At 53.8% G+C, this 25791-nt stretch carries 22 protein-coding genes; 7 read left to right on the plus strand and 15 right to left on the minus strand.

Annotated elements, in window-relative coordinates; genetic code table 11:
* Positions 1-127: 127 nt before the first annotated feature.
* Positions 128-988, plus strand: coding sequence for an acyl-CoA thioesterase II (gene tesB, locus ABGB15_RS16285; protein ID WP_152083679.1), 861 nt, complete (start codon positions 128-130; stop codon positions 986-988).
* Between the two features lie 72 nt (positions 989-1060).
* Here tesB and amtB read toward each other — a convergent pair whose 3' ends face one another.
* The 5 genes from amtB to ABGB15_RS16310 all read right to left on the minus strand — a co-directional run bounded on the left by amtB (position 1061) and on the right by ABGB15_RS16310 (position 6961).
* Positions 1061-2347: an ammonium transporter AmtB gene (amtB, locus tag ABGB15_RS16290; RefSeq protein ID WP_152083678.1), complete on the minus strand. Its 1287-nt coding sequence runs from the start codon at positions 2345-2347 to the stop codon at positions 1061-1063.
* Between the two features lie 35 nt (positions 2348-2382).
* Entirely contained in the window at positions 2383-2721 is a 339-nt protein-coding gene (glnK, locus tag ABGB15_RS16295) for a P-II family nitrogen regulator (protein WP_006809867.1), read from the minus strand.
* Positions 2722-2943: 222 nt separating this feature from the next.
* Positions 2944-4725: a SmdB family multidrug efflux ABC transporter permease/ATP-binding protein gene (locus ABGB15_RS16300; RefSeq protein ID WP_215722749.1), complete on the minus strand. Its 1782-nt coding sequence runs from the start codon at positions 4723-4725 to the stop codon at positions 2944-2946.
* Positions 4718-6472, minus strand: a complete 1755-nt coding sequence (locus tag ABGB15_RS16305) for a SmdA family multidrug ABC transporter permease/ATP-binding protein (RefSeq protein WP_215722748.1) — start codon at positions 6470-6472, stop codon at positions 4718-4720. The genes ABGB15_RS16300 and ABGB15_RS16305 overlap by 8 nt, the downstream gene beginning before the upstream one ends.
* Positions 6473-6502: 30 nt before the next feature.
* The gene (locus tag ABGB15_RS16310; RefSeq protein WP_015571267.1) at positions 6503-6961 is read right to left on the minus strand and encodes an Lrp/AsnC family transcriptional regulator; all 459 of its coding nucleotides are present in this window, start codon (positions 6959-6961) and stop codon (positions 6503-6505) included.
* A 115-nt stretch (positions 6962-7076) separates the two neighbouring features.
* Between ABGB15_RS16310 and ABGB15_RS16315 the strand changes: the two genes are divergently transcribed.
* Positions 7077-8123 carry a PLP-dependent cysteine synthase family protein gene (locus tag ABGB15_RS16315; RefSeq protein ID WP_215722747.1) on the plus strand — a complete coding sequence of 349 codons (1047 nt, stop codon included), beginning with the start codon at positions 7077-7079 and terminating at the stop codon, positions 8121-8123.
* 41 nt (positions 8124-8164) lie between these two features.
* Here the strand turns inward: ABGB15_RS16315 and cof are convergent, their stop codons facing one another.
* A complete protein-coding gene (gene cof, locus ABGB15_RS16320; protein ID WP_152083674.1) occupies positions 8165-8983 on the minus strand; it encodes an HMP-PP phosphatase in 819 nt (272 codons plus the stop codon).
* A 101-nt stretch (positions 8984-9084) separates the two neighbouring features.
* Between cof and ABGB15_RS16325 the strand changes: the two genes are divergently transcribed.
* Both ABGB15_RS16325 and queC read left to right on the plus strand, forming a co-directional pair.
* Entirely contained in the window at positions 9085-10785 is a 1701-nt protein-coding gene (locus tag ABGB15_RS16325; protein ID WP_215722746.1) for an SgrR family transcriptional regulator, read from the plus strand.
* A 66-nt stretch (positions 10786-10851) separates the two neighbouring features.
* Entirely contained in the window at positions 10852-11547 is a 696-nt protein-coding gene (gene queC, locus ABGB15_RS16330; protein WP_152083672.1) for a 7-cyano-7-deazaguanine synthase QueC, read from the plus strand.
* A 59-nt stretch (positions 11548-11606) separates the two neighbouring features.
* Here the strand turns inward: queC and ABGB15_RS16335 are convergent, their stop codons facing one another.
* The 9 genes from ABGB15_RS16335 to bolA all read right to left on the minus strand — a co-directional run bounded on the left by ABGB15_RS16335 (position 11607) and on the right by bolA (position 21959).
* Positions 11607-12005 carry a YbgC/FadM family acyl-CoA thioesterase gene (locus ABGB15_RS16335; protein WP_152083671.1) on the minus strand — a complete coding sequence of 133 codons (399 nt, stop codon included), beginning with the start codon at positions 12003-12005 and terminating at the stop codon, positions 11607-11609.
* Positions 12006-12104: 99 nt separating this feature from the next.
* On the minus strand, positions 12105-12473 hold the full coding sequence (locus tag ABGB15_RS16340; protein WP_215722745.1) for a helix-hairpin-helix domain-containing protein: 369 nt from the start codon (positions 12471-12473) through the stop codon (positions 12105-12107).
* 148 nt (positions 12474-12621) lie between these two features.
* On the minus strand, positions 12622-14493 hold the full coding sequence (gene ppiD / locus ABGB15_RS16345; RefSeq protein ID WP_152083669.1) for a peptidylprolyl isomerase: 1872 nt from the start codon (positions 14491-14493) through the stop codon (positions 12622-12624).
* A gap of 211 nt (positions 14494-14704) precedes the next feature.
* Positions 14705-14977, minus strand: a complete 273-nt coding sequence (gene hupB / locus ABGB15_RS16350) for a nucleoid-associated protein HU-beta (RefSeq protein WP_002444653.1) — start codon at positions 14975-14977, stop codon at positions 14705-14707.
* 210 nt (positions 14978-15187) lie between these two features.
* Positions 15188-17542, minus strand: coding sequence for an endopeptidase La (gene lon / locus ABGB15_RS16355; RefSeq protein WP_152083668.1), 2355 nt, complete (start codon positions 17540-17542; stop codon positions 15188-15190).
* A 183-nt stretch (positions 17543-17725) separates the two neighbouring features.
* A complete protein-coding gene (gene clpX, locus ABGB15_RS16360) occupies positions 17726-19000 on the minus strand; it encodes an ATP-dependent protease ATP-binding subunit ClpX (RefSeq protein ID WP_152083667.1) in 1275 nt (424 codons plus the stop codon).
* 126 nt (positions 19001-19126) lie between these two features.
* Positions 19127-19750 (minus strand): ATP-dependent Clp endopeptidase proteolytic subunit ClpP, encoded by a 624-nt coding sequence (gene clpP / locus ABGB15_RS16365; RefSeq protein WP_014069126.1) that lies wholly within the window; start codon positions 19748-19750, stop codon positions 19127-19129.
* A 260-nt stretch (positions 19751-20010) separates the two neighbouring features.
* A complete protein-coding gene (tig, locus tag ABGB15_RS16370; RefSeq protein WP_369064247.1) occupies positions 20011-21309 on the minus strand; it encodes a trigger factor in 1299 nt (432 codons plus the stop codon).
* Positions 21310-21641: 332 nt separating this feature from the next.
* The gene (gene bolA, locus ABGB15_RS16375) at positions 21642-21959 is read right to left on the minus strand and encodes a transcriptional regulator BolA (RefSeq protein ID WP_006809882.1); all 318 of its coding nucleotides are present in this window, start codon (positions 21957-21959) and stop codon (positions 21642-21644) included.
* Positions 21960-22264: 305 nt separating this feature from the next.
* Between bolA and ABGB15_RS16380 the strand changes: the two genes are divergently transcribed.
* The 3 genes from ABGB15_RS16380 (at position 22265) to cyoA (ending at position 25791) form a co-directional block, all read left to right on the plus strand.
* The gene (locus ABGB15_RS16380; protein WP_014882772.1) at positions 22265-22843 is read left to right on the plus strand and encodes a lipoprotein; all 579 of its coding nucleotides are present in this window, start codon (positions 22265-22267) and stop codon (positions 22841-22843) included.
* Positions 22844-22889: 46 nt separating this feature from the next.
* Positions 22890-24365 carry a muropeptide MFS transporter AmpG gene (ampG, locus tag ABGB15_RS16385; RefSeq protein WP_215722744.1) on the plus strand — a complete coding sequence of 492 codons (1476 nt, stop codon included), beginning with the start codon at positions 22890-22892 and terminating at the stop codon, positions 24363-24365.
* Between the two features lie 478 nt (positions 24366-24843).
* Complete coding sequence (gene cyoA / locus ABGB15_RS16390; RefSeq protein WP_152083664.1) at positions 24844-25791, plus strand: cytochrome o ubiquinol oxidase subunit II; 948 nt, start codon at positions 24844-24846, stop codon at positions 25789-25791.

The following is a 25791-nucleotide window of genomic DNA, read 5'->3' on the forward strand; positions in this document are numbered from 1 at the left end:
TCTGGCACAAATCACTGATTAATGCCTAATTTCGCCTCGATATTCAGACTAATCTACCCATCGGACCACTTTCATTTCTGCGTTATACTCAGCGTATCTTTCGCCACGGCGTTTATTGAGGACGATTATGAGTCAGGCACTGAACAATCTGCTGACATTACTGAATCTGGAAAAAATTGAGGAGGGACTCTTCCGCGGACAGAGCGAAGATTTGGGCTTACGCCAGGTCTTCGGAGGGCAAGTCGTGGGACAGGCGCTGTATGCCGCAAAAGAAACCGTCCCGGCAGACCGTCTGGTGCACTCCTTTCACAGCTACTTTTTACGCCCTGGTGATAGTGCAAAACCCATTGTGTATGACGTGGAAGTCTTACGTGATGGCAACAGTTTCAGCGCCCGCCGCGTGGCTGCCGTGCAAAACGGAAAGCCCATCTTTTACATGACCGCCTCGTTCCAGGCACCTGAGCCGGGTTACGAGCATCAAAAAGAGATGCCGCCCGCGCCGTCACCGGACGACCTTAAATCTGAGACTGAAATCGCCCGCGCGCTGGCGCATTTGCTGCCGCCGCAAGTGAAAGAGAAGTTTCTCTGCGATAAGCCGCTGGAGATCCGCCCCGTCGAGTTCCATAACCCGATGAAAGGCCACACTGCCGAGCCAAAACGTCAGGTCTGGATGCGTGCCAACGGGAGTGTTCCGGCCGATATCCGCGTTCATCAGTATCTGCTCGGCTACGCGTCTGACTTCAACTTTTTGCCCGTTGCGCTGCAGCCGCACGGCGTAGGATTCCTGGAGAAAGGGATGCAGGTGGCGACCATCGATCACTCTATGTGGTTCCACCGTCCGTTCGATATGAACGACTGGCTGCTCTACAGCGTGGAAAGTACCTCGGCGTCCAGCGCGCGCGGATTCGTGCGGGGTGAGTTTTATACTCAGGATGGCGTACTGGTGGCATCAACGGTGCAGGAAGGGGTGATGCGTAACCGAGGGTGATTTTGTGCGGGCTGAGGCCCTGGAGGGAATACACACTCAAAACGGCAACCGAAGTTGCCGTTTTGCTATGTGTTATGCGTTATACGCATTCTCGCCGTGGCTATTGACGTCCAGACCTTCGCGCTCCTGCTCTTCCGGTACACGCAGGCCAACGGTCATGTCCGCCAGCTTGTAGCCAACGAAGGCCACCACACCCGACCAGACGACGGTGATAGCGATACTTTCCAGCTGCACCAGAACCTGGTGAACCATCGTAACGCCTTCTGCGTAGCCCACGCCGCCCAAAGATGCCGCGGCAAAGATACCCGTCATAATACAGCCGATGATGCCGCACACGCCGTGCACGCCGAACACATCACATGGATCATCAACGCGGAGAATACGTTTCAGTGCGGTGACTCCCCACAGACCCGCCAGTCCCGCCACGATACCAATGAGCAGCGCACCGCCGACACCCACATAACCACACGCTGGCGTAATGCCGACCAGACCGGCAATCGCACCTGAGCAGGCACCCAGCAGTGACGGCTTACCGCGAACAGCCCACTCGCCAAACACCCACGACAGAATAGCGCCAGCGGTTGCGACCACGGTATTCACGAAAGCCAGCGCCGCGATTTCGCTAGCTGCGCTTGCTGAACCGGCGTTGAAGCCGAACCAGCCAAAGTAAAGGATAGCCGTACCCGTAAATACCATCGGCAGGTTGTGCGGTTTGAACGCTTCTTTACCGAAGCCCACGCGTTTGCCAATCAGGTATGCACCCACCAGGCCTGCTACGGCTGCGTTGATGTGTACAACCGTACCGCCTGCGAAGTCCAGCGCACCATGGGATGCCAGCAGACCGCCGCCCCAGACCATATGGGCAATCGGCACATAGGAGAGGGTCAGCCAGACCACCACGAAGATCAGTACCGCAGAGAAGCGGATACGCTCAGCCAGCGACCCGACAATCAGACCGACGGTAATACAGGCGAATGAACCCTGGAAAGCGACATGAATGTACTGATAGAAGCTGCCCATCAGCGCGGTCAGTTCGATATTTTTCAGCATCGCCCAGTTGAAGTTACCGAAGAAGGCATTACCTTCGCCGAACGCCAGCGAGTAACCGTAGACCACCCACAACACGCATACCAGCGCGAACGTCACGGCTACCTGCGTCAGCATAGAGAGGACGTTTTTGCCGCGGATCAGGCCGCCGTAAAACAGCGCAATGCCCGGAATGGTCATGAACAGCACCAGCGCGGTGCAGATCATCATAAAAGCATTATCGGCTTTGTCTGCCACAGCAGGGGCAGCCATTGCCAGGCCCGGCAGCAGTGCCAGCGACCCCAGACCCGTTTTGATTGTTGCTATCTTCATTTTCTCGATCCCTATCACTGTGTGCCAGGAGTTACTTACAATGCCGCTTCGTCGGATTCGCCGGTACGAATGCGAATAACGCGCTGCAGTTCGGCAACGAAAATTTTGCCGTCGCCAATCTTGCCGGTGTAGGCCGCCTTGCTGACGACATCAATCACTTCGTCGAGCTGATCGTCCGCAATGGCCACATCGATCTTCACTTTAGGCAGGAAGTTAACGCTGTATTCCGCCCCGCGATAAAGCTCGGCATGACCTTTCTGACGACCAAAGCCTTTCACTTCGGTCACTGTCAGTCCCTGAATACCCATGGAAGACAGTGCTTCACGCACGTCTTCGAGTTTGAATGGTTTGATTACCACCGTAACCAGCTTCATAAATCCCCTCCAGTCAGAATTCGGTAATGGCCGCAGCTAACACGCAGGAGTTATTGCAAGCGGTGTGCCAGAATTGAAAAGTGAGAGAAAAAGCGGCGCGGTGTGCAAAAGAAGGCATGGAGGGTTGTACTGGTGAAAAAAAACGCACCATGACAGTGCACGGTGCGTTTCAGTTTTGCACCAACAGTTGTGACTGTTAGCGCACTGCCTGATTTTGGTGCATCAGGCGCTAAGCGACTCTTCCTCACGGGCGCTGGCCGCCAGCTCCTCCCCCGCCAGCTGCAGCTGGTACATCTGCCAGTAGCGCCCTTTCGCCTCCAGCAGTTGCCTGTGCGTTCCGCGCTCAACGGCCTGCCCGCGATGCAGCACCAGAATGGTATCGGCTTCAACGATAGTAGACAGACGGTGCGCGATAACCACCAGCGTCGTGTGATCACGAACGGCAGCCAGCGCCTGCTGAATAGCCTGCTCAGTACCCGAATCGATACTGGCCGTCGCTTCATCAAGGATCAGGACCTGCGGCGTTTCAATCAACACCCGCGCCAGCGCAAGAAGCTGTTTTTGTCCGACGGAGAGGTTGTTCCCCTGCTCGCCGAGTTTGGTATTGATCCCCTCGCTAAACCCGCGCGCCAGCTCCGCCAGCTGCACTTTTTCCAGGACATCCCAGACCTGCTCAGGCGTATACGGTCGCCCCAGGGTGACATTGGCATAGAAGGTATCGGCCAGCACCACCGGATCTTGCTGCACCATCGCGACGCTCTTGCGCAACACGTTGTGGCTTAGCGAGGCAAGAGGACGGCCATCCAGACGAATTTCACCTTTCGTTAACGGGTAATAGCCCATCAACAGACTGGCGAGCGTACTCTTGCCGCTCCCGGTGTGCCCCACCAGCGCCACAAAGCCCCGCGACGGAATATCGAGGCTGATCTCCTGCAGCACAAGCTGGTCGTCACGGTAGGCGAACGAGACATGATCAAACGTAATCGCGCCGCTTTGCAGAGGCCGCTCGTCGTTGCCGTAGGTCTGACGCGGTCTGTCCATCAGCTCAAAGACGCGCTCCCCGGCGACCACCGCCTGCTGCAGCATCGACTGCTGGGTGGTGAGTTCAATCAACGGTTCGTTAAGGCGGCCAAGATAGCTGATGAAGGCATACAGCACCCCGACCTCAATCGTCCCGCGGGTTGTCAGTCCAAACAGCATCAGCAAACCGCACAGCACCAGCGCCGAGAAAAGGCTCAACAACGGGCGCAGCAGGAAACCGTCCAGGCGCAAGGTCTGCATACGCGCCATGTAGTGTGAACGGCTGGCTTCGCCCATCCGCTCACCGAATCGCGCCTGCTGGCGGAACTGCTGGATGACGCTCATGCCATTAATGACTTCGTTGAAGCCATCATTGATATCAGCCAGATAAGCGCGTACACGGCGAACAATGGGCGTGCTGTAGCGTTGATAAATAACCATTACCGTCAGCACGGCCGGGAAGATCGTGATCGCCACCAGCGCCATGCGCCAGTCGAGGCTGAACATGGCCACCAGCATGGCACCGATCAGCGCTGCACTTCGCAGAACGGTCGCCACGACGGTGACGTACAGATCGCGGATCACCTCGGTATCGTTGGTTACGCGTGAAATCACCTGGCCGACGGGCTGAGTATCGAACTCGCTCAGCGGCTGGCGCAGCGCCGCGTCCATTACATCGGTGCGCAGTTGCTGCACAACGCCCACGGCCGCCCGGTTAAACAGCAGCGATTGCGCGTAGTGAAGCCCGGCTGCCGTCAGCTGTAATCCCACATAAGCCACGCCTAAACCGGCAACCAGCCCCAGCGGTAGATAGCTTTTCGCCACCATATTGTCGATAAAATAGCTGATCAGCAGCGGGCCGCTGACTTCAGCCACCGCGGCAATCCACAGCAGAAGCACGGCAACAGACAGCGGTTTTCGCCACGGTGAACCGTAGGCCAGCAGGCGCTTAAGCGTCGGCCATAGCGCGCCAAATTTACGCATTGGTGACCTCCTCATCCAGTGCCGCTTCCAGCTGCTGATAGCGATACATATCGCGATACCAGCCCGGTTGCTCCGTAAGCTGGTCGTGCTGACCGCGCTGGGCAATGTGTCCGTGTTGCAACACCAGGATTTCACTGGCTTCCGTCAGCGCGGAAAGTCGGTGGGCACTGATAATCACAGTACGTCCCTCGCCCCACTGGCGCAGATTGTGCAGAATCTGGTGCTCGGTACGGCCATCGACGGCAGAGAGAGCATCGTCCAGAATCAGGATTTCCGCATTTAACAACAGGGCACGCGCAATCGAGATACGCTGTTTTTGCCCGCCGGAGAGCATCACGCCCCGCTCACCCACTTCCGTTTCATACCCTTGTGGCAGACGCAGAATATCGTCATGGACGCTGGCTAAGCGCGCCACATGTTCAATCTCCTCCTGCGTCGCCGCAGGATGGCCAAGCGCGATATTGTTCGCCACGGTATCAGAGAATAAAAACGGCGTCTGGCTAACCACGGCCAGGCGGCTACGCCACGCGTCCAGTTGCAGCGTCGTCAGTGGAAGATCGTGAAAACGAATATCGCCTTTGCTCACATCAAAGTGACGCTGGAGGAGCGACAGCACGGTACTTTTGCCGGAGCCCGTCGGACCACAAATGCCCAGCATCTGCCCAGGCTGGAGCGTAAAGTTCACGTTGTCCAGCACCGGATGTTCCGTTTGCGGGTAACTAAACGACTGGATATCCGCTTTCACCACTCCGCGCCCTTGCGGAACGGGTTCGCTGCCGTCATTCACCACTGGCGCTTCGGCCAGCATGGCGCGAATACGGCTGTAGGCAGCACTGCCTCGCTCAACGATGTTAAACATCCATGCCAGCGCCAGCATCGGCCAAATCATCAGCCCCAGATACATCGCAAAGCTGGTCAACTGGCCGAGGGTCATGGTGCCCTGCACGACCATCCAGCTTCCCCCGCCAATTGCCAGCAGGTTAGCCATGCCAATCGCAATATATATTGTCGGGTCAAAACGGGCGTCAATACGCGCGACGCGCATGTTTTTTGCGCCCGTATCCGCCGCATCAGCGGCAAACAGTGCGGACTGCCTGTCTTCCAGACCAAAGGCTTTGATCATGCGAATGCTGGTCATGCTCTCCTGGGTGCGATCGTTTAGCGATGAAAACGCCGCCTGCGCCAGCTTGAAGCGTTCATGCAATTTTTCACCATAGCGGTTGATTGCCAGCGCCATCAGCGGCATAGGTAACAGGGCCAGCAGAGTCAGTTGCCAGCTAATCTGAGTCGACATGACGATCAACACCGCACAGCCCATCACCAGCGAATCCACCAGCGTTAACACCCCTTCCCCGGCGGCAAACACCACGCGATCGACGTCGTTTGTCGCACGAGCAATAAGATCCCCGGTGCGATGACGCAGGTAAAACTCAGGATGCTGTCGGCTCAGCTGGCGGTAAAAATCTTCACGCAGCTCAACGGCCAGCTGATAGGACGCACCGAACAGGAGCACTCGCCAGACGTAGCGCAGCAGATAGACAATCACCGCTGTCAGCACCAGCGTGCCCACCCACATCAACACCCGTGCGGTGGTGTAATGCTGTTCTGTAACGCCATCCACGACGTAGCCCACCACTTTCGGCGGGATCAGCTGAAGAATAGCAATGATAATAAGCAGAGCCACTGCGCCGAGGTAGCGTTGCCACTCCCGACGAAAGTACCAGCTTAACTGGGCAAATAATCGCACGCGGTTTTTTCCTGAAGGTATTTTTCGAAGTTATTCAATGGGTAATGCTGTGGTGTATTTTATCTGCTCCATGGCAAAGCTGGAGGTGACATCTGACAAGCCCGGAACGCTGTTGACCAGCCGCTTGTAAAAATCATCGTAACGCTTCATATCCGCGACCTGGACGCGCATCAGATAGTCATACTCCCCTGCCATACGCCAGAAGCCGAGCACCTCCGGCATGTCCGAAACCTGAGTCACAAAGCGGCAATACCATTCACTGCTGTGGTGCTGCGTTTTGATCAGAACGAAGGCGGTCAGCCCAAGCCCCAGTTTTTCGGGATCTAATAGCGCGACACGCCCCAGCAGAATGCCGTCATCTTCCAGCTTTTTGAGGCGCTTCCAGCACGGTGTGGTGGTCAGATTAACGGCATCTGCCAGTGCCTGCAAAGAGAGGGTGCAGTCACTTTGCAGCAATGAAAGCAGCTTGCGGTCAATTTTATCTAGCATACCCACCTCACAGAGAAAATTTTTCTCCCTTCATTCTATTTTAAAGGCCAGATAGCAACAATTTTTTCTGTGCTTTTCGCTATGCTGGGCACAAAATGACAAACGGATAACTACGATGAATAGCACCTGGGTTAAACATGCCATCAGCGAAATAAATGCCGACTATCAACGCTCGGCAGACACCCATTTAATCCGCCTCGCCCTGCCGGGATTTGCGGGTATTCAGCTTTACCTGAAAGATGAAAGCACTCACCCGACCGGTAGCCTGAAGCACCGACTGGCGCGTTCGCTATTCTTGTACGGTTTATGTAACGGCTGGATTAAAGAAGGCACGACGATTATTGAATCCTCATCCGGTTCAACCGCCGTATCTGAAGCCTACTTCGCCCGGCTACTGGGCCTGCCGTTTATTGCCGTGATGCCCTCCTGCACAGCAAAACGCAAAATCGAACAGATCGAATTTTACGGTGGACGCTGCCACTTTGTAGAGAGCGCCTGCGAAATCTACGCCGCCTCGGAAATGCTGGCCCGCGAGCTGAACGGCCACTATATGGACCAGTTCACCTTCGCTGAGCGCGCGACGGACTGGCGCGGCAATAACAACATCGCTGACAGTATTTTCCGCCAGATGACCCACGAGCCACATCCGGTTCCGTCATACATTGTGATGAGCGCCGGTACTGGAGGAACATCTGCCACCATCGGGCGCTACATTCGCTGTCAGGGTTATGATACCCAATTGATGGTGGTCGACCCGCAAAACTCTGTGTTCCTCGATTACTGGCAAAGCCGCGATGCCGGGCTGCGCAGCCCGGTTGGCAGCAAAATTGAAGGAATTGGCCGCCCGCGCGTGGAGCCGTCGTTTATTCCGGACGTGGTAGATGAGATGCTGCGGGTGCCGGACGCCGCCAGCGTGGCGACGGCGCACTGGCTGGAGACGCAGCTTGGCCGCAAGGTGGGGGCGTCTACGGGCACCAATATGTGGGGTGCGCTGCACCTTGCCGCGCGGATGCGCAAAGAGGGCCGCACCGGATCTCTCGTCACTCTGCTGTGCGACAGCGGTGAGCGCTACCTCGACACCTATTATAACGCGGAGTGGGTGCAGGCAAATATTGGCGACATTGCGCCGTGGAAAGCACAGATTGCAGCACTGGTGAAATAAAAAAAAGCCAGACCGAAGTCTGGCTTGCTGGAAGGGTCTCACTATTCGGGGGAATACGGGAGGTTGTTTTTGTCCAGCCAATGCGTCAAAAAATGGGACACCGCTTCGTTACGGCAGTGTCCAATAACCGGCAGATGAGGAAGCTCCGCGATAAGCTGCGGCATCGCATTCCCCATAATCAGGCCGCGCCCGACGCTGCCCAGCATCTCGCGGTCGTTCATGGCATCGCCAAACGCCATACAGTCCTGAAGGGTAAAACCCAGGTGGTTGCTCAGCACGGCCAGAGCGGAACCTTTGTTACAGCCTACCGGCAGCACTTCCAGACAATCCACCGCCGAGAAGGTCAGATGCGCGCGGTCGCCCAGCACCTCGTTAAGCTGGACGCGTAAGCGGCAGAGATCGTCGTGATCGCCACAAAAACAGATCTTCGTCACCGCGTAAGCAGGGAGCCGACGCAGATCGATAAGCTGATATTTAAACCCGCTGTAGACATGCGCATGCAGCATTTCGGGAATGTCACGTCCGGTAAACCAGCCGTCGTCATTAAAGACATGCACACTGGCCTGCGTATCCCAGGTGCTGTGCAGCACAATATCCGCCACTTCCGGGTTGAGATCCTGACGGTGCAGCACATCCCCTTCCACAGAGTGAATGCGCGTCCCGTTACCGGTAATGAGAAATGCATTGAGGGAAAACGCCCCCAGCAGATGGCGCATCTCCAGCACATGGCGGCCGGTGGCAAACGTCAGAGTGACATCGCGCTCGTGCAGACGCTTCAGGGTGTTCAGGGTTTTATCCCCTAAACGGTGATCTGGCATTAACAGAGTGCCGTCCATATCGAATGCAGCAAGCCGGGCCATGATTACTCCTGAAATGTGATGCGTTTGACTTGTGCATCAGTATTACGTGAGATATACGGAAGTAATAGTGAATAGATGACAATTATTGTTCCGGGTTTATCATGCGCCAGCTTAACCGCCTCAATCAGTATCAACGTCTGTGGCAACCTTCTGCAGGGGCACCGCAGCAGGTCACCGTCACCGAATTGGCCAGCCGCTGCTTTTGTAGCGAGCGACATGTGCGCACGTTGCTGCGGCAGGCGCAGGACGCAGGCTGGCTCAGCTGGCATGCGCAGTCTGGTCGCGGTAAACGTGGGGAACTGACGTTCCACGTCAGCCCGGAATCGCTGCGCAATACGATGATGGAAGAGGCACTGAAGAGTGGGCAACAACATAATGCCCTTGAGCTGGCCCAGCTTGCGCCAGAGGATTTACGAGCGCTGTTGCACCCCTTTCTCGGCGGGCAGTGGCAAAATGACGCGCCGACACTGCGTATTCCCTATTACCGCTCACTGGACCCGCTTCATCCGGGCTTTCTGCCTGGGCGGGCGGAGCAGCATCTGGCGGGACAAGTCTTCTCTGGTTTAACACGCTTCAACGGTAATGTCAGCGAACCCACTGGCGATCTGGCGCATCACTGGGATGTTTCGCCTGACGGCCTGCGCTGGCATTTTTACATCCGTTCTACGCTGCACTGGCATAACGGCGATAAAATTGAGACGGTACAGCTTCAGCGAAGCCTGACGGCACTGCTGACGCTGCCCGCCCTGCGCAAACTGTTCCAGAGCGTATTGCGTATTGAAGTGACGCATCCGCAGTGTCTGACGTTTATCCTGCATCAGCCAGATTACTGGCTGGCACACCGGCTCGCGGCCTACTGTAGCCGTCTTGCCCATCCCGACCAGCCCATGACGGGCAGCGGCCCTTTCCGGCTGACAGTATACGACCCCGAACTGGTGCGCCTGGAAAGCCATGAACAGTACCATCTGAGCCATCCTCTGCTTAAGGCCATTGAATTCTGGATCACGCCGCAGCTATTTGACGCTGAACTGGGCACAAGCTGCCGTCATCCTGTACAAATTGCTGTGGGTGAACCTGACGAACTGTCCAGCCTTCGGCTGGTCAGTAATAGCACCAGCCTGGGATTCTGTTATCTCACGCTGAAGCAAAGCGCGCGCCTGAGTGAAATGCAGGCGCGTCGACTGATCAATATCATCCACCTTTCGACGCTTCTGCATACATTACCGCTTAACGAAGGGCTGATTACGCCTACAGAGGAACTGCTTCCCGGCTGGTCTATTCCCCGGTGGCCGGATTTAACGGATGTTCCCCTGCCGGAAAAATTGACGCTGTTTTATCATCTCCCCGTCGAGTTACATACGATGGCAAGCCAGCTACAGCGCTATCTTGCGCAGCAGGGTTGTGAACTGGAGGTGGTTTTCCACGATGCCAAAACGTGGGACGGGTGCCAGCGGCTTGCGGATGCAGACATCATGATGGGAGACAGGCTGATTGGGGAAGCGCCGGAATATACCCTTGAGCAGTGGTTACGCTGTGATGCGCTCTGGCCGCATCTGCTAAGCGCACCGCAGTATGCTCATCTGCAGGCCACGCTGGATGCTGTACAAATCCAGGCCGACGAACAGGCCCGACATGCAGGCTTAAAAGTTATTTTCAGCCGACTGATGGAAAATGCGGTGCTGACTCCACTCTTTAACTATCAGTATCAAATCAGCGCTCCGCCGGGCGTCAATGGGATTCGGCTCAACACGCGCGGCTGGTTTGATTTCACCGAAGCCTGGCTTCCGGCCCCCAAATCGTGAAGAAGCTGGTCGCCGCCGTAGCCAGGCGTTAACATAATGTTTTTACCGTAACTGTCGAGAAGATTTATGAAACGTGCCGTCGTCGTGTTCAGCGGAGGACAAGATTCCACTACCTGCCTGGTACAGGCGCTTCATCAGTACGATGAAGTTCACTGCGTTACTTTCGATTATGGTCAGCGTCACCGCGCTGAAATCGATGTTGCCCGTGAACTGGCTCTGAAACTGGGTGCCCGTGCGCACAAGGTACTGGACGTCACGCTGTTAAATGAACTGGCCGTCAGTAGCCTCACCCGCGACAGTATTCCTGTTCCCGATTACGAACCTGACGCCAGCGGTATTCCCAATACCTTTGTGCCTGGCCGCAATATCCTCTTCCTGACCCTGACAGCAATTTATGCCTACCAGGTCAAAGCCGAAGCCGTTATCACCGGCGTGTGCGAAACGGATTTTTCAGGCTATCCGGACTGTCGCGATGAGTTTGTAAAAGCGCTGAATCATGCGGTAAACCTGGGCATGGCGAAAGAGACACGCTTTGAAACGCCGCTGATGTGGCTCGATAAAGCGGAAACCTGGGCGCTGGCAGACTACTGGGGCAGGCTTGATTTAGTTCGCAGCGAAACCCTGACCTGCTACAACGGCATCAAAGGCGACGGTTGCGGCCAGTGTGCAGCCTGTAATCTGCGTGCCAACGGTCTGAATCACTACCTTGCCGATAAAGTCGGCGTGATGGCCGCGATGCAGAAAAAAACCGGGCTGAAATAACGCGCGTTCTCCGTGCTGTCGTCCAGAGAATATCGACAGCACGGATGACCTAAAACATCCTACACAATCATTAACTCCAGCTTTTCACGTAACTCGCCTTCCAGCGGCAGTGCTTTCTGGGTTTTAAGATCGATACAGACAAAGGTGATCAGCGCGTCAGCCACCACCTGTCCCTCAGGCTCCAGGGTGACCACCTGGCTGAGTACGCCACTTTTTCCGTTCAGTTGCTGCACCTGGCTGGTGACGGTAAGCAAATCCCCCAGGACGGCAGGACGACGGTAGTTGATATTGATATTGGCAACCACAAACGCGATGTTATGTGCAGTCAGCCACTGAAAACTTTCACTGTTTTCCAGCCCGTCCCAGCGCGCCTCTTCAAGAAATTCGAGATAGCGAGCGTTATTCACATGCTGGTAAACATCGAGGTGGTAGCCCCGGACTTTGATTTTTGTCTGCATAGCGCAATAGCCTTTACTGTTGTTATAGGGTGAGAGGTCACAACTGGTATGACCTCTTTATCCTGGCAAATTTTTGCCGCAGTGCAAGTTAATGTGCGATTACAGCGTCAGGTGTGAGAGGTTGCGCTCAACCAGTGCGCTCCCCATACCCGGAACCTGTTTCAGGTCATCAAGGGTTTTGAATGGACCGTACTCCTCGCGATAGCTGACGATGGCCTGTGCTTTCTTCAGTCCTACGCCATTCATGACGCGGGCCAGATCGTCAGCGGAGGCTGAATTGATGCTTACCCGCGAGCCATCATCGTCGGTAGTTGTGCTGCTGGCGGTTGCTTTGGTTTGCGTCGTTGCATCCGTCTGGCTTTGTACGGACGGTGCTTTAGCGGCAGGCGTCGCCGCCTGTGCGCCAGCACTCATCCCGGTGGTGGCAAGAGCCAGTGTAATAAGCAGTGCTTTGATTCCACGTTTCATGCTGTTTTCTCCTTGTTTGTTGACAGCCACGCCACGATAGCCGCACGGGAAAACAGGCACAAACGCCAGATTGCAGAAATGGAAAAGGCCGCGAAAGCGGCCTTTAGATTTTGCAGAGCGTTACGAAAATCTGCGAGCAGATACGTAATTATTGCTGCTGAGTTATCACATCACCCAGCTTAATTTTGGCTTCTTTACGCAGGTTGCTCATCATTGCCTCGAAAGCAATCTGCGCATTGTTCTGGGTAATGCCCTGGATCATCGCTTTCTTCTGCTCTTCCGGCAGAGTGCCTGCTTTCACCTCGTCCAGCGCCAGCAGAACAACGTTACCCTGCATATCGGTTGCCGTACCGAAGCTCGGCTTGTCTTTCGCTGGCAGGCTCAGACCAAACGCCGCCTGGCTGATCGGGTCCTGGCCGGTACGGCTCAGCGTTTTCGCTTCACCGAAGCTCAAACCAGCCGCTTTCAGCGCGTCATTCTTGCCAGCTTTCAGTTCGACCAGAATCTTCTCAGCATCCAGTTTCGCCTGCTGTTCCGCTTTGTTGTGCTTAACCAACGCCACAACCTGATCCTTCACTTCAGACAGCGGTTTTACCGCCTCAGCTTTATGCTCGCTGATGCGCAGGACGAATGCACGGTCACCGTCGACAGTGATGATGTCTGAGTTGCTGCCCGGCGTACCGTTCTCACCCACCAGGCCACCATTGAAGATAGCATCAGAAACCGGCTTGAAGTTCAGCTCTTCCGGCAGGTTATCGTGACCAAACCAGCCAGTCTCCACCGCTTTCACGCCAGCAGCCTGTTCTGCGCCCGCCAGCGATTCATTATCGTTGCTCGCCGCATCGCTCACTTTCTGCTGCAGAGCATAGAAAGCGTCCAGCGCTTTCTCTTGCTTCACTTTCGCCGCGATATCATCACGAACGTCGGCCAGTGGTTTGGTTTTGGCTGCCTGGATATCATCCAGACGCGCCACCAGGAAACCGACGGAGGATTTGATCACACCAGAGAGCTGGCCTTTGTCTTTCAGACCCGCGTTTTTCAGTTCGTCAGGCGTTGTGGCATCTTCCAGCCAGCCCATATCACCGCCATTTTTGGCTGAGATAATGTCGGTGGATTTTGCTTTCGCAACGGTTGCGAAATCTGCGCCTTTGTTCAGCTCATCCAGTACCGCTTTGGCATCGGCTTCCGTTTTGGTCTGAATAACGCTGTAACGGTTGCGCTGAGGCTGAGTAAACTGATCCTGATGCTGATCGTAGTAAGACTGAATTTCCGCGTCAGACGCGGTTTCCTGCAGCGCCGCCGCATCCAGTTTGATATAGCTTACGCGGAACTGCTCCGGGGTCACAAAGTTGTTCTTGTTCTGCTCGTAGTAAGCGTTAACGTCTGCGTCGCTGACCTGCTGTTTTGCCGCCAGCGCGTTTACGTCGATCGTCGCTTCGCGCACAACACGTTGCTGAGCCACCAGCGCTGCCAGCTCGTCAGTTTCACCTTTGAGCATGAAATCTGTGCCGACAACGGCATTGATAAGCTGCTGCGTAGTCAACTGGTTACGCAGCGCCTGCGCATATTGATCGGCCGTCATGCCCATCTGATTCACGATGCTGTTATAACGCGCATTGTCGAATTTGCCATTAGACTGGAACGCCTGAGTCGAGAAGATGGCTTTTTTCACCTGCTCATCGCTAATGCCCAGCCCCAGACTTTTTGCATACTGGTCAAGCAGTGCTTCGTCGATAAGACGGTTCAGCGTCTGCTGGCGCAGGGTTTTCATATAACCTTCGTTTGCCGCCAGCTCTGAGAACTGATCACCCAGCTGTTGCTGCATACGGTTACGTTCACCAGCAAAAGCGTTCTCGAACTGCCCACGGCTGATTTCCTGGCCATTCACTTTTGCGGCATAGTTGGCGCTACCGCCGATGAGGTAACTACTCACGCCGGTCAATATGAACGACACGATAATGATACCGAAAATAATCTTGAGCACGAGACTGTTAGCAGCCGTGCGTAAGCTGTCCATCATGGTGTAACAACACTCCGCTGTATGTGACTGGTTACCTGACGCTGACGGAAATCCTGACCGTCGCGCGTAAAGGCGTATTGTGACAAGAAACCAGTACGATTGTCAGCCCACAACTCGCATAAACTCGCACAAATCAGGCCTGGACAAACAAAAAAGGCACATCAAATGATGCGCCCTTGTACTTTTCGGCTTCCCTGAAGCGGGCAAGCAATCAGTTTACTGCGTCTTTCAGCGCTTTACCTGCACGGAAACCTGGCACTTTAGCGGCAGCAATGGTGATCTCTTTACCTGTCTGAGGGTTGCGGCCAGTACGGGCAGCACGCTCTTTGACAGCAAAAGTACCGAAACCTACCAGTGCAACGTCGTCCCCAGCCTGCAGAGATTCAGTAACAGAAGCAATTAAAGCATCTAATGCACGTCCAGCTGCAGCTTTAGAAATATCAGCACCCGCAGCAATTTTGTCAATCAGTTGAGATTTATTCACTGTTCTCTTCCTCTCTTTATAATTTATATCGCGCCTGAGTCCTTCACAACGCGACCGCGCAGCAGTTATATCAGGCCTGCCATGACCTTACAACACCCGTTGTTGATGGCTAACCCAATCAGCAATCTAAATTAGCTATACAAAAAAAGGCTGGCAAGTCCGAATTGACTTACCAGCCTTGTTTTTATTGACGCTCTTTGCGCGAGGTCACTATTTTGCGGTTACAACCTGCATTCCCGAGGGTTCATTCTGCAGTGCGAGAGTCAGAACTTCCTCAATGCGTTTCACCGGGTGGATCTGCAGATCGGCAATCACATTGTCCGGAATCTCTTCCAGATCGCGTTTGTTTTCGTAAGGGATCAATACGGTTTTGATCCCACCGCGATGTGCCGCCAGCAGTTTTTCTTTTAACCCACCGATGGGCAGAACCTGACCACGCAGGGTGATTTCACCGGTCATCGCCACATCAGCACGCACCGGGTTCCCTGTCAGACAGGAGACCAGAGCGGTACACATGGCAATACCTGCGCTTGGACCGTCTTTCGGCGTTGCCCCTTCCGGTACGTGAACGTGGATATCGCGTTTTTCATAGAAATCCGCATTGATACCCAGTTTTTCCGCACGCGCACGCACCACGGTCAGCGCCGCCTGGATGGACTCCTGCATCACTTCACCCAGCGAGCCGGTGTAGGTCAGTTTGCCTTTGCCCGGCACACAGGCGGTTTCGATGGTCAGCAGATCGCCACCCACTTCCGTCCATGCCAGACCGGTCACCTGACCAACGCGGTTTTCGTTATCCGCACGACCGTAGTCGAAGCGCTGAACGCCCAGGTACGCATGCAGATTATCGCCGTTAATCACAATGTGTTTCAGGCTCTTATCCAGCAGCAGCTGTTTCACCGCCTTACGGCACAGTTTAGAGATTTCACGCTCAAGGCTACGCACGCCCGCTTCACGGGTGTAGTAACGAATGATGCCGACAATGGCGCTGTCTTCAACAGTCAGCTCATTGGCTTTCAGTGCGTTACGCTCAATCTGCTTCGGCAGCAGGTGCTGCTTCGCAATATTCAGCTTCTCGTCTTCGGTATAACCGGACAGACGGATCACTTCCATACGGTCCAGCAGCGGAGCCGGAATGTTCATGGAGTTAGAGGTCGCCACGAACATCACGTCGCTCAGGTCGTAGTCCACTTCCAGATAGTGATCGCTGAACGCCACGTTCTGTTCTGGATCAAGCACTTCCAGCAGAGCGGACGCCGGGTCGCCACGCATGTCCGACGACATTTTGTCGATTTCGTCGAGCAGGAACAGCGGGTTTTTAACGCCCACTTTCGCCATTTTCTGGATCAATTTACCCGGCATAGAGCCGATGTAAGTACGGCGGTGACCGCGGATTTCCGCTTCATCGCGTACGCCACCCAGCGCCATACGGATATATTTACGTCCGGTCGCTTTGGCGATGGACTGACCCAGAGAGGTTTTACCTACCCCCGGCGGCCCCACCAGGCACAGAATTGGGCCTTTAATTTTGTTCACGCGGCTCTGTACCGCGAGGTACTCAAGAATGCGGTCTTTGACGCGCTCCAGGCCGTAGTGGTCGGTATCCAGGATCTCCTGCGCCTGACGCAGATCTTTTTTGACCTTGCTGCGGGCGTTCCACGGAACCTGCACCATCCACTCAATGTAGCCGCGCACGACGGTCGCTTCAGCCGACATCGGAGACATCATTTTCAGCTTCTGCAGCTCTGCTTCGGCTTTCTCTTTCGCCTCTTTCGGCATCTTCGCCGCGTCAATCTTACGCTTCAGCGCCTCGTTTTCGTCCGGCGCGTCGTCCATTTCGCCCAGCTCTTTCTGAATGGCTTTCATTTGCTCATTCAGATAGTACTCACGCTGAGATTTCTCCATCTGCTTTTTCACGCGGTTGCGAATGCGCTTCTCAACCTGCAGCAGATCGATTTCAGACTCCATCATCGCCATCAGGTATTCCAGACGTTCGTTAACGTCGGACATTTCCAGTACGGACTGTTTATCAGCCAGCTTCAGCGGCATATGGGCAGCGATGGTGTCCGCCAGACGTGCAGGATCGTCGATACTGTTCAGCGACGTCAGCACTTCTGGTGGGATTTTCTTGTTCAGCTTGATATAGCCTTCAAACTGGCTAATGGCGGTGCGTACCAGCACTTCCTGCTCGCGCTCATCAAGCTGCGGCGAATCAAGGTACTCTGCCTTCGCAGAGAAGTGCTCGCCATTGTCAGACAAGGTGGTAATACGCGCACGCTGTAAGCCCTCTACCAGCACCTTCACGGTGCCATCAGGCAGCTTCAGCATCTGCAAAATAGAGGCCACGGTCCCGACGGTGAAAAGATCGTTTACACCCGGCTCATCTGTCGATGCTTCCTTCTGCGCCACCAGCATGATTTTTTTATCATGATCCATGGCGGCTTCGAGGCAACGGATAGATTTTTCCCGCCCTACAAATAAGGGTATGACCATGTGCGGATAAACCACCACATCGCGCAACGGCAACACGGGGATTTCAATGCGTTCAGAACGCTCAGGATTCATAGAGCTCTCTCTTAGTTTAGTGTCCGCCAGGTAAACTGGTCATGTAACTGTGCTTCACACAACCATTAACATGTATCCAGTATATGGGGATGTTTCCCACACATTCAACGCCATGAATACGGAAAAAGTAAAGGGGAGATAAAATCCCCCCTTTTTGATTAACTGCTTGTATGATTTGGTGAATTATTCGCCAGATGCCTGCTGTGCTTCAGGCTTACCATAAATCAGCAAAGGCTTGCTCTGACCACCGATTACGGACTCGTCGATAACCACTTTCTCAACATCTTCCATAGACGGCAGATCGTACATGGTGTCAAGCAGCGCGGCTTCAACGATAGAGCGCAGGCCACGCGCACCGGTTTTACGAATCATCGCTTTTTTGGCAATCGCATCCAGCGCTTCGTCACGGAATTCCAGATCGACACCTTCGAGGTTAAACAGCGCCTGATACTGCTTGGTCAGCGCGTTTTTCGGCTCTTTCAGAATCTGAATCAGCGCCTCTTCGCTTAGTTCGTTAAGCGTCGCCACAACCGGCAGACGGCCGATAAACTCAGGGATCAGACCAAATTTGATCAGATCTTCCGGTTCAACCTGCGACAGCAGTTCACCTTCGTTCGGTTTTTCAGAAGTCGATTTCACCGTTGCGCCAAAACCAATGCCGGAGCCGGTTTCAACACGGTGAGAGATCACTTTATCCAGCCCTGCAAACGCCCCACCACAAATGAACAGGATTTTGGAGGTATCAACCTGCAGGAACTCCTGCTGCGGATGTTTACGACCACCCTGTGGCGGAACGGCAGCAACCGTGCCTTCGATCAGTTTCAACAGCGCCTGCTGCACACCTTCGCCCGAGACGTCACGGGTGATGGACGGATTGTCAGACTTACGGGAGATCTTGTCGATCTCATCGATGTAGACGATCCCGCGCTGTGCTTTCTGCACGTCGTAATCGCACTTCTGCAGCAGTTTCTGGATGATGTTTTCAACGTCTTCACCCACATAACCGGCTTCGGTCAGGGTGGTGGCATCCGCCATAGTAAACGGAACGTCCAGCAGGCGCGCCAGCGTTTCAGCCAGCAGCGTTTTACCGGAACCGGTTGGCCCGATCAGCAGGATGTTACTTTTACCCAGTTCCACGCCATTGCTGGTATCGCCGTTACGCAGACGTTTGTAGTGGTTGTAAACCGCCACCGCCAGCACTTTCTTCGCCTGCTCCTGACCGATGACATAGTCGTCAAGATGATGACGAATTTCATGCGGGGTAGGCAACGCACTGCGCTCACGGTGCGGGGCAACTTCTTTAATCTCTTCGCGAATGATGTCGTTACATAAGTCGACACATTCATCGCAGATATACACGGACGGCCCGGCAATCAGTTTACGCACTTCATGCTGGCTTTTGCCGCAAAAAGAGCAGTACAGCAGTTTGCCCGAACCATCTTTGCGTTTATCTGTCATGAGTCCAAACCTCTTTTTAAGTTCTTTGTGCCGCACATGACGACGCAAATGCCATTCTCAGACGCAAGCTGCGGTAAGCAGAGTGCCGCCCTACCTTAGTATAGCGGCACAGTTGCGTCGCGGGCATCAATTACGATGGGTCAAAACGGAGTCGACTAAGCCGTACTCAACTGCCTCTGGTGCAGAGAGGAAGCGATCTCGCTCAGTATCACGCTCGATCTGCTCAAGAGATTGACCCGTATGCTGCGCCATAAGTTCATTCATGCGCGCTTTTACTTTCAGAATTTCGCGGGCGTGGATTTCGATATCCGTCGCCTGGCCCTGATATCCGCCCAGCGGCTGGTGGATCATCACGCGGGAATTCGGCAGGCAGAAACGCTTGCCTTTCGCCCCTGCCGTTAACAGGAAGGCACCCATTGAGGCCGCCTGTCCCATACAGATGGTGCTGACATCCGGCTTGATGAATTGCATGGTGTCATAAATAGACATACCCGCCGTAATCACGCCGCCTGGCGAGTTAATGTACAGGTAGATGTCTTTTTCCGGGTTTTCCGCTTCCAGAAACAGCATCTGCGCCACAATCAGGTTTGCCATGTGGTCTTCCACCTGGCCGGTCAGAAAGATAACGCGTTCCTTGAGCAGACGGGAATAGATATCAAAAGACCGCTCACCACGTGAGGTCTGTTCAATAACCATTGGCACCAGAGCCATATGGGGTGCAAAGTTGTCTCGTTCGCCACTGTATGACATTTCCGTCTCCTGGATCAAAATTGAAAACACCTGCTGTACTGATTGTAACCTTATGGACGGATTATCAGCCAGTCTCATTCATCGTGATTACATACTTATGGGGTTTACACTGCCCTATTTCAAGCATAACAACCTTTTGGTGTTACGCTAACACTGAAAGGGCGTTTTAGCACTCTTCCTGGGCCTATTGGTGTGATAAAAAAAACCCGTCGCCTGAAGGCAACGGGTTTTTGTTCAAACTTTAAACCGTTGGGGCGAAATTACGCCTGCTGGTTCATCAGTTCGTTGAAAGAGGTCGCTTTTTCGGAGACTTTCGCTTTCGCCAGTACCGCTTCAACAGCCTGCTCTTCCAGCGCAACGTTGCGCATGTTGTCCATCAGCTCTTTGTTCTTACCGTAGAACTCGATCACTTCTGATGGATCTTCGTATGCAGAAGCCATCTCTTCGATCAGGCCTTTCACACGCTCTTCGTCAGCTTTCAGCTCGTGGGTACGAATCACTTCGCCCAGCAGCAGGCCAACAACGACGCGGCGTTTCGCTTGCTCTTCGAACAGCTCACGTGGCAGCTCCATCGCTTGCTGCTGGTTGCCACCGAAACGCTGTGCAGCCTGACGGCGCAGAACGTCGATTTCGCTGTCGATCAGTGCTGCAGGAACGTCGATCTCGTTCGCTTTCACCAGACCTTCGATCGCCTGAGATTTCACACGGTTACGCACAGCACCGTTCAGCTCGCGTTCCATGTTTTTACGTACTTCAGCACGCAGACCGGCTACAGAACCATCTTCCACGCCGAAACGTTTGATGAACTCTTCAGTCAATTCTGGCAGTTCGCGCTCTTCAACTTTCTTCAGGTTGATGACGAACTTCGCTGCTTTACCTTTCAGGTTTTCAGCGTGGTACTCTTCCGGGAAGGTCACGTCGATGGTGAACTCTTCGCCCGCTTTGTGGCCTTTGAGACCGTCTTCGAAGCCTGGGATCATACGACCCTGGCCCATCGCCAGTACGAAGTCAGTCGCTTTGCCGCCTTCGAACTCTTCGCCGTCTACAGAACCGGTGAAGTCGATGGTGACACGGTCTTCAGCGTCAACTGCGCCGTCTTTGTCTTTCCAGTTCGCCTGCTGCTTACGCAGGGTATCCAGCATGCCGTCAACGTCTTCGTCGGTCACAGACACAACCGGTTTTTCAACTTCGATGGTTTCCAGACCTTTCAGCTCAACTTCCGGGTACACTTCAAACTCTACGGAGTAGGTGAAGTCTTCGCCCTGTTTGTATTCGCCTGGAACGTAGTTCGGTGCGCCAGCCGGATTGATTTTTTCTTTGATGATCGCATCAATAAAGTTGCGGCTCATCAGTTCACCCAGCACATCCTGACGCACGGAAGCGCCATAACGCTGAGCAACAACATTCATTGGTACTTTGCCCTTACGGAAGCCGTCAATACGTACTTTTTTTGCTACGTTGACCAGCTCGCTTTTCACAGCAGTTTCGATGCTGTCAGCAGCGATAGTAATCGTTACACGGCGGCCAAGGCCTTGAGTGGTTTCAACTGAAACTTGCATCTTGTTACCTCAAAAAAATCACAGTGCTCGGTCAACTCTGAATCTGTCTCGCAATACCGGGATGCTCTCTTATGTGCAGATTCACATTCCCTGTCGCCAGAATCATCCCGAAGACATTCATTAAGACGCGGCATTATAGCGGCATCACTTAGGTGAGTCGAGAACGGTTGGAGCATGTTGCTGCGGCTTTTTTCACACTTTAAGGCTATTTTTAGCCTCAAAAACGCACCATCCGCTCAAAACTCAGGCAAAACAAAACGGCCCTGAGGCCGTTTTGACGAAATCTGTATGCAACATACTGGAAAAACTCTGGCTGTTGCAAATCCGATTTATCAGGCTATGGTGCCCGCACCGCGACAAGGCGGTGAAGCGAAAACCGTATCCTGCAGTCCTTCCCATTCCTTAATGGTGTAGGTATGCAGCGCCAGCGCATGTACGGTTGTGGAGAGTTCATCCGTCAAAGTACTGTAGATCAAGCGATGTCGGTTCAGGAAACGTTCTCCTGTGAAGCGATCGCTGACCAAAACCACTTTGAAGTGGCTTTCAGAACCTGCCGGCACGTTATGACGATAGCTTTCGTCGACAACTTCGAGGAACACAGGGTTGAACGCTGCCCTTAGTTTTTCTTCTATCTGCTCACGTATCATCATGAAATTACTCCTCCGACAACGCTAAGATGTCACCCATCCCTTTAAATGTTAGCCGCTTTTACCGTTTCCATTACACCTTGACAACAAATATTTAGCTTTCGTCTGATTTTCTCATTCAAACGAATGAAGTTCACTATGACGCTCATACGTTTTGTCATTTACGGGTGGAGAAAAGCGGTAAGCTGGTCAGTTTTCAGACAAGGCGATGAATTTACATGCGTTGACCACTTCCCCTCGCCGTTGGCGATGTTATGATGGCGGCAATTTTTCTCTCTAACTGCTTACGATTCGTTGAGAACCTGAAAATGTTAAAAAAACTCTTCTTTCCGTTGGTAGCACTTTTTATGCTGGCAGGTTGTGCAACCCCGCCAACAACAATTGATGTTTCACCAAAAATTACCCTGCCACAGCAGGACCCAAGCCTGATGGGCGTGACTGTCAGCATCAATGGTGCCGATCAGCGTCAGGATCAGGCGCTGGCGAAAGTAACCCGCGACAATCAGCAGGTAACGCTGACCGCCTCCCGCGACCTGCGTTTCCTGCTGCAGGAAGTGCTGGAAAAACAGATGACCGCTCGCGGTTATATGATTGGACCAAGCGGTGCGGTTGATCTGCAAATCATCGTCAACAACCTGTATGCTGACGTCTCCCAGGGTAACGTTCGCTACAACATCGCGACCAAAGCGGATATTGCCATCATCGCGACCGCGAAGAACGGCAATAAGATGACCAAAAACTACCGTGCCAGCTATTCCGTTGAAGGTGCTTTCCAGGCATCCAACAAAAACATCGCTGACGCGGTTAATAGCGTGCTGACTGATACCATCTCTGATATGGCACAGGACACCAGCATCCACGATTTTATCAAGCAGAACGCGCGTTAATTCCGCTTCCTGACCCGGCGTTTCGTCGGGTCAGTCTTATAAGAACATGTCCAGTCACTACTTGCGCATTTTCCAGCAACCGAAATCAGCGATTCTGCTGATCCTCGGCTTCGCCTCCGGTTTACCCCTCGCGCTCACCTCCGGCACGCTGCAGGCGTGGATGACCGTTGAGAATATCGATCTTAAAACCATCGGCTTCTTCTCTCTTGTCGGCCAGGCCTACGTCTTTAAATTCCTGTGGTCGCCGGTGATGGATCGCTACACGCCGCCGTTCCTCGGAAGGCGTCGTGGCTGGCTGGTGATGACGCAGGTCCTGCTCTTACTGGCGATTGCAGCGATGGGCTTCCTTGAACCGTCAACGCAGCTACGCTGGATGGCGGCGCTTGCGGTGGTGATTGCCTTCTGTTCCGCCTCGCAGGACATCGTGTTTGATGCCTGGAAAACGGACGTATTACCCGCAGAAGAACGGGGGGCGGGTGCCGCTATCAGCGTGCTGGGTTATCGCCTGGGGATGCTGGTTTCCGGCGGGCTGGCACTGTGGCTGGCTGACCGCTATCTCGGCTGGCAGGGCATGTACTGGCTGATGGCTGCCCTGCTGATCCCCTGTATTATCGCCACGCTGTTCGCGCCAGAGCCGAGCGATGTGATCCCGGTGCCACGTTCGCTGGAACAGGCCGTTGCTGAGCCGCTGCGTGATTTTTTTGGCCGTAATAACGCCTGGCTAATTCTGCTGCTGATCGTTCTTTATAAGCTGGGCGATGCGTTTGCAATGAGCCTGACCACCACCTTCCTGATCCGCGGCGTTGGCTTCGATGCCGGTGAAGTGGGCGTGGTCAACAAAACGCTGGGGCTGTTTGCGACCATTATCGGCGCACTGTATGGCGGTGTACTGATGCAACGTCTGACGCTTTTCCGGGCACTGCTGATCTTCGGTATCCTGCAGGGAGCGTCAAATGCAGGGTACTGGCTGCTGTCGATCACCGACAAACACACGATCAGCATGGCGTCGGCGGTGTTTTTTGAGAACCTCTGCGGCGGCATGGGTACGGCAGCGTTTGTGGCGCTGCTGATGACCCTCTGTAACAAGTCGTTTTCCGCCACGCAATTTGCTCTGCTCTCCGCCCTTTCTGCTGTGGGTCGCGTTTACGTCGGTCCGATTGCGGGCTGGTTTGTAGAAGCCCACGGCTGGCCGACGTTCTATCTCTTCTCGGTGGTTGCGGCAGTGCCGGGGATTTTATTGCTGCTGGTCTGCCGTCAGACGCTGGAATATACCCAGCGAACAGAACATTTTATGCCACGAACAGAATATCAACGCGCCTACCGTTTTGCCTTACGTCTGTTAATGGCAGGATGCCTTGCACTGGCGCTGTGGCTTATTGTGCTCATTCTTAATGCCGCGACCGCGTTGTCGCTGCCCTTTGAAGCCCTGCTGCTGGATGCGGGAGCTCTTCTGGCCATCGCTGGCATCCTGATCGGCGGACTGCTTGATTTTCTGGCTTTACGTAAAACTCAGTTAACCTGAAGAAAAAAGCGAAAGGTTATTTCCCGTTGTAATCACGACCCGAAATTATAACGGCGAAATAACCGTCAGCCGCTAAAAAAATATTTGTTGTTTTGTGCGGGATAGCTTTTGGAAATTATTGGAGCGTTCTCCAGTTCACTATTTTCCATTAAACGATTCAGCTTTTAGAAGATTGAATTTTCGTTTTTTATTTGTCTTTTTATTGATAATCAATTGTTAATTATTTGTATATTTTTGACAATGGTTATACCAATTGCCCCTTTTAGGGTATGCTTGGGGGTGCTTTCGTTATAATGCCCGTCGCATGCGGCTTCCGTCATAAAAACCGACATAATTTGCAACACATGTGACATGTGCGGCAGAACCCGGTAACACCTTCCTGACACAGCCCTAATGATGTTTACAGTAATGTAACCTTCCCGTAAAATGCCCCCACACTTTAAACGCCACCAGACTCCCGTGGAATTGAGGTCGTTAAATGAGACTCAGGAAATACAATAAAAGTTTGGGATGGTTGTCATTATTCGCAGGCACTGTATTACTCAGTGGCTGCGATTCTGCACTACTTGACCCCAAAGGACAGATTGGACTGGAACAACGTTCACTGATACTGACGGCTTTTGGCCTGATGTTGATTGTGGTTATTCCCGCCATTTTGATGGCTGTTGGTTTCGCCTGGAAGTACCGTGCGAGCAATAAAGATGCGAAGTATAGCCCTAACTGGTCACACTCCAATAAAGTGGAAGCTGTGGTCTGGACAGTGCCAATTCTGATCATCCTTTTCCTTGCCGTACTGACCTGGAAAACCACTCACGCACTTGAGCCAAGCAAACCGCTGGTTCACGATGAAAAACCAATTACCATTGAAGTGGTCTCCATGGACTGGAAATGGTTCTTCATCTATCCGGAACAAGGCATTGCTACCGTGAATGAAATCGCCTTCCCGGCGAACACTCCGGTTCAGTTCAAAGTGACCTCCAACTCCGTAATGAACTCCTTCTTTATTCCGCGTCTGGGTAGCCAGATTTACGCGATGGCCGGTATGCAGACTAACCTGCACCTGATCGCGAATGAAGCAGGCACCTACGACGGTATCTCCGCCAGCTATAGTGGTCCGGGCTTCTCAGGTATGAAGTTCAAAGCTATCGCTACGCCAGACCGCGCCGCCTTCGACCAGTGGGTTGAGAAAGCGAAGCAGTCTACTAACACCATGTCTGACATGGCGGCGTTCGAAAAAGTGGCTACGCCAAGCGAATACAACAAGGTGGAGTACTTCTCTAACGTGAAACCTGATTTGTTCAAAGACATTATTGGCAAATTTATGGACCACGGTAAGAGCATGGACATGACCCAGCCTGAAGGTGAGCACAGCGCACACCAGGGTATGGAAGGCATGGACATGAGCCACGCGGAAACCGCTCACTAA

This window comes from Enterobacter sp. MALB-1 (genome assembly GCF_041021625.1).
In the GTDB taxonomy this organism is placed as follows: domain Bacteria; phylum Pseudomonadota; class Gammaproteobacteria; order Enterobacterales; family Enterobacteriaceae; genus Enterobacter; species Enterobacter oligotrophicus.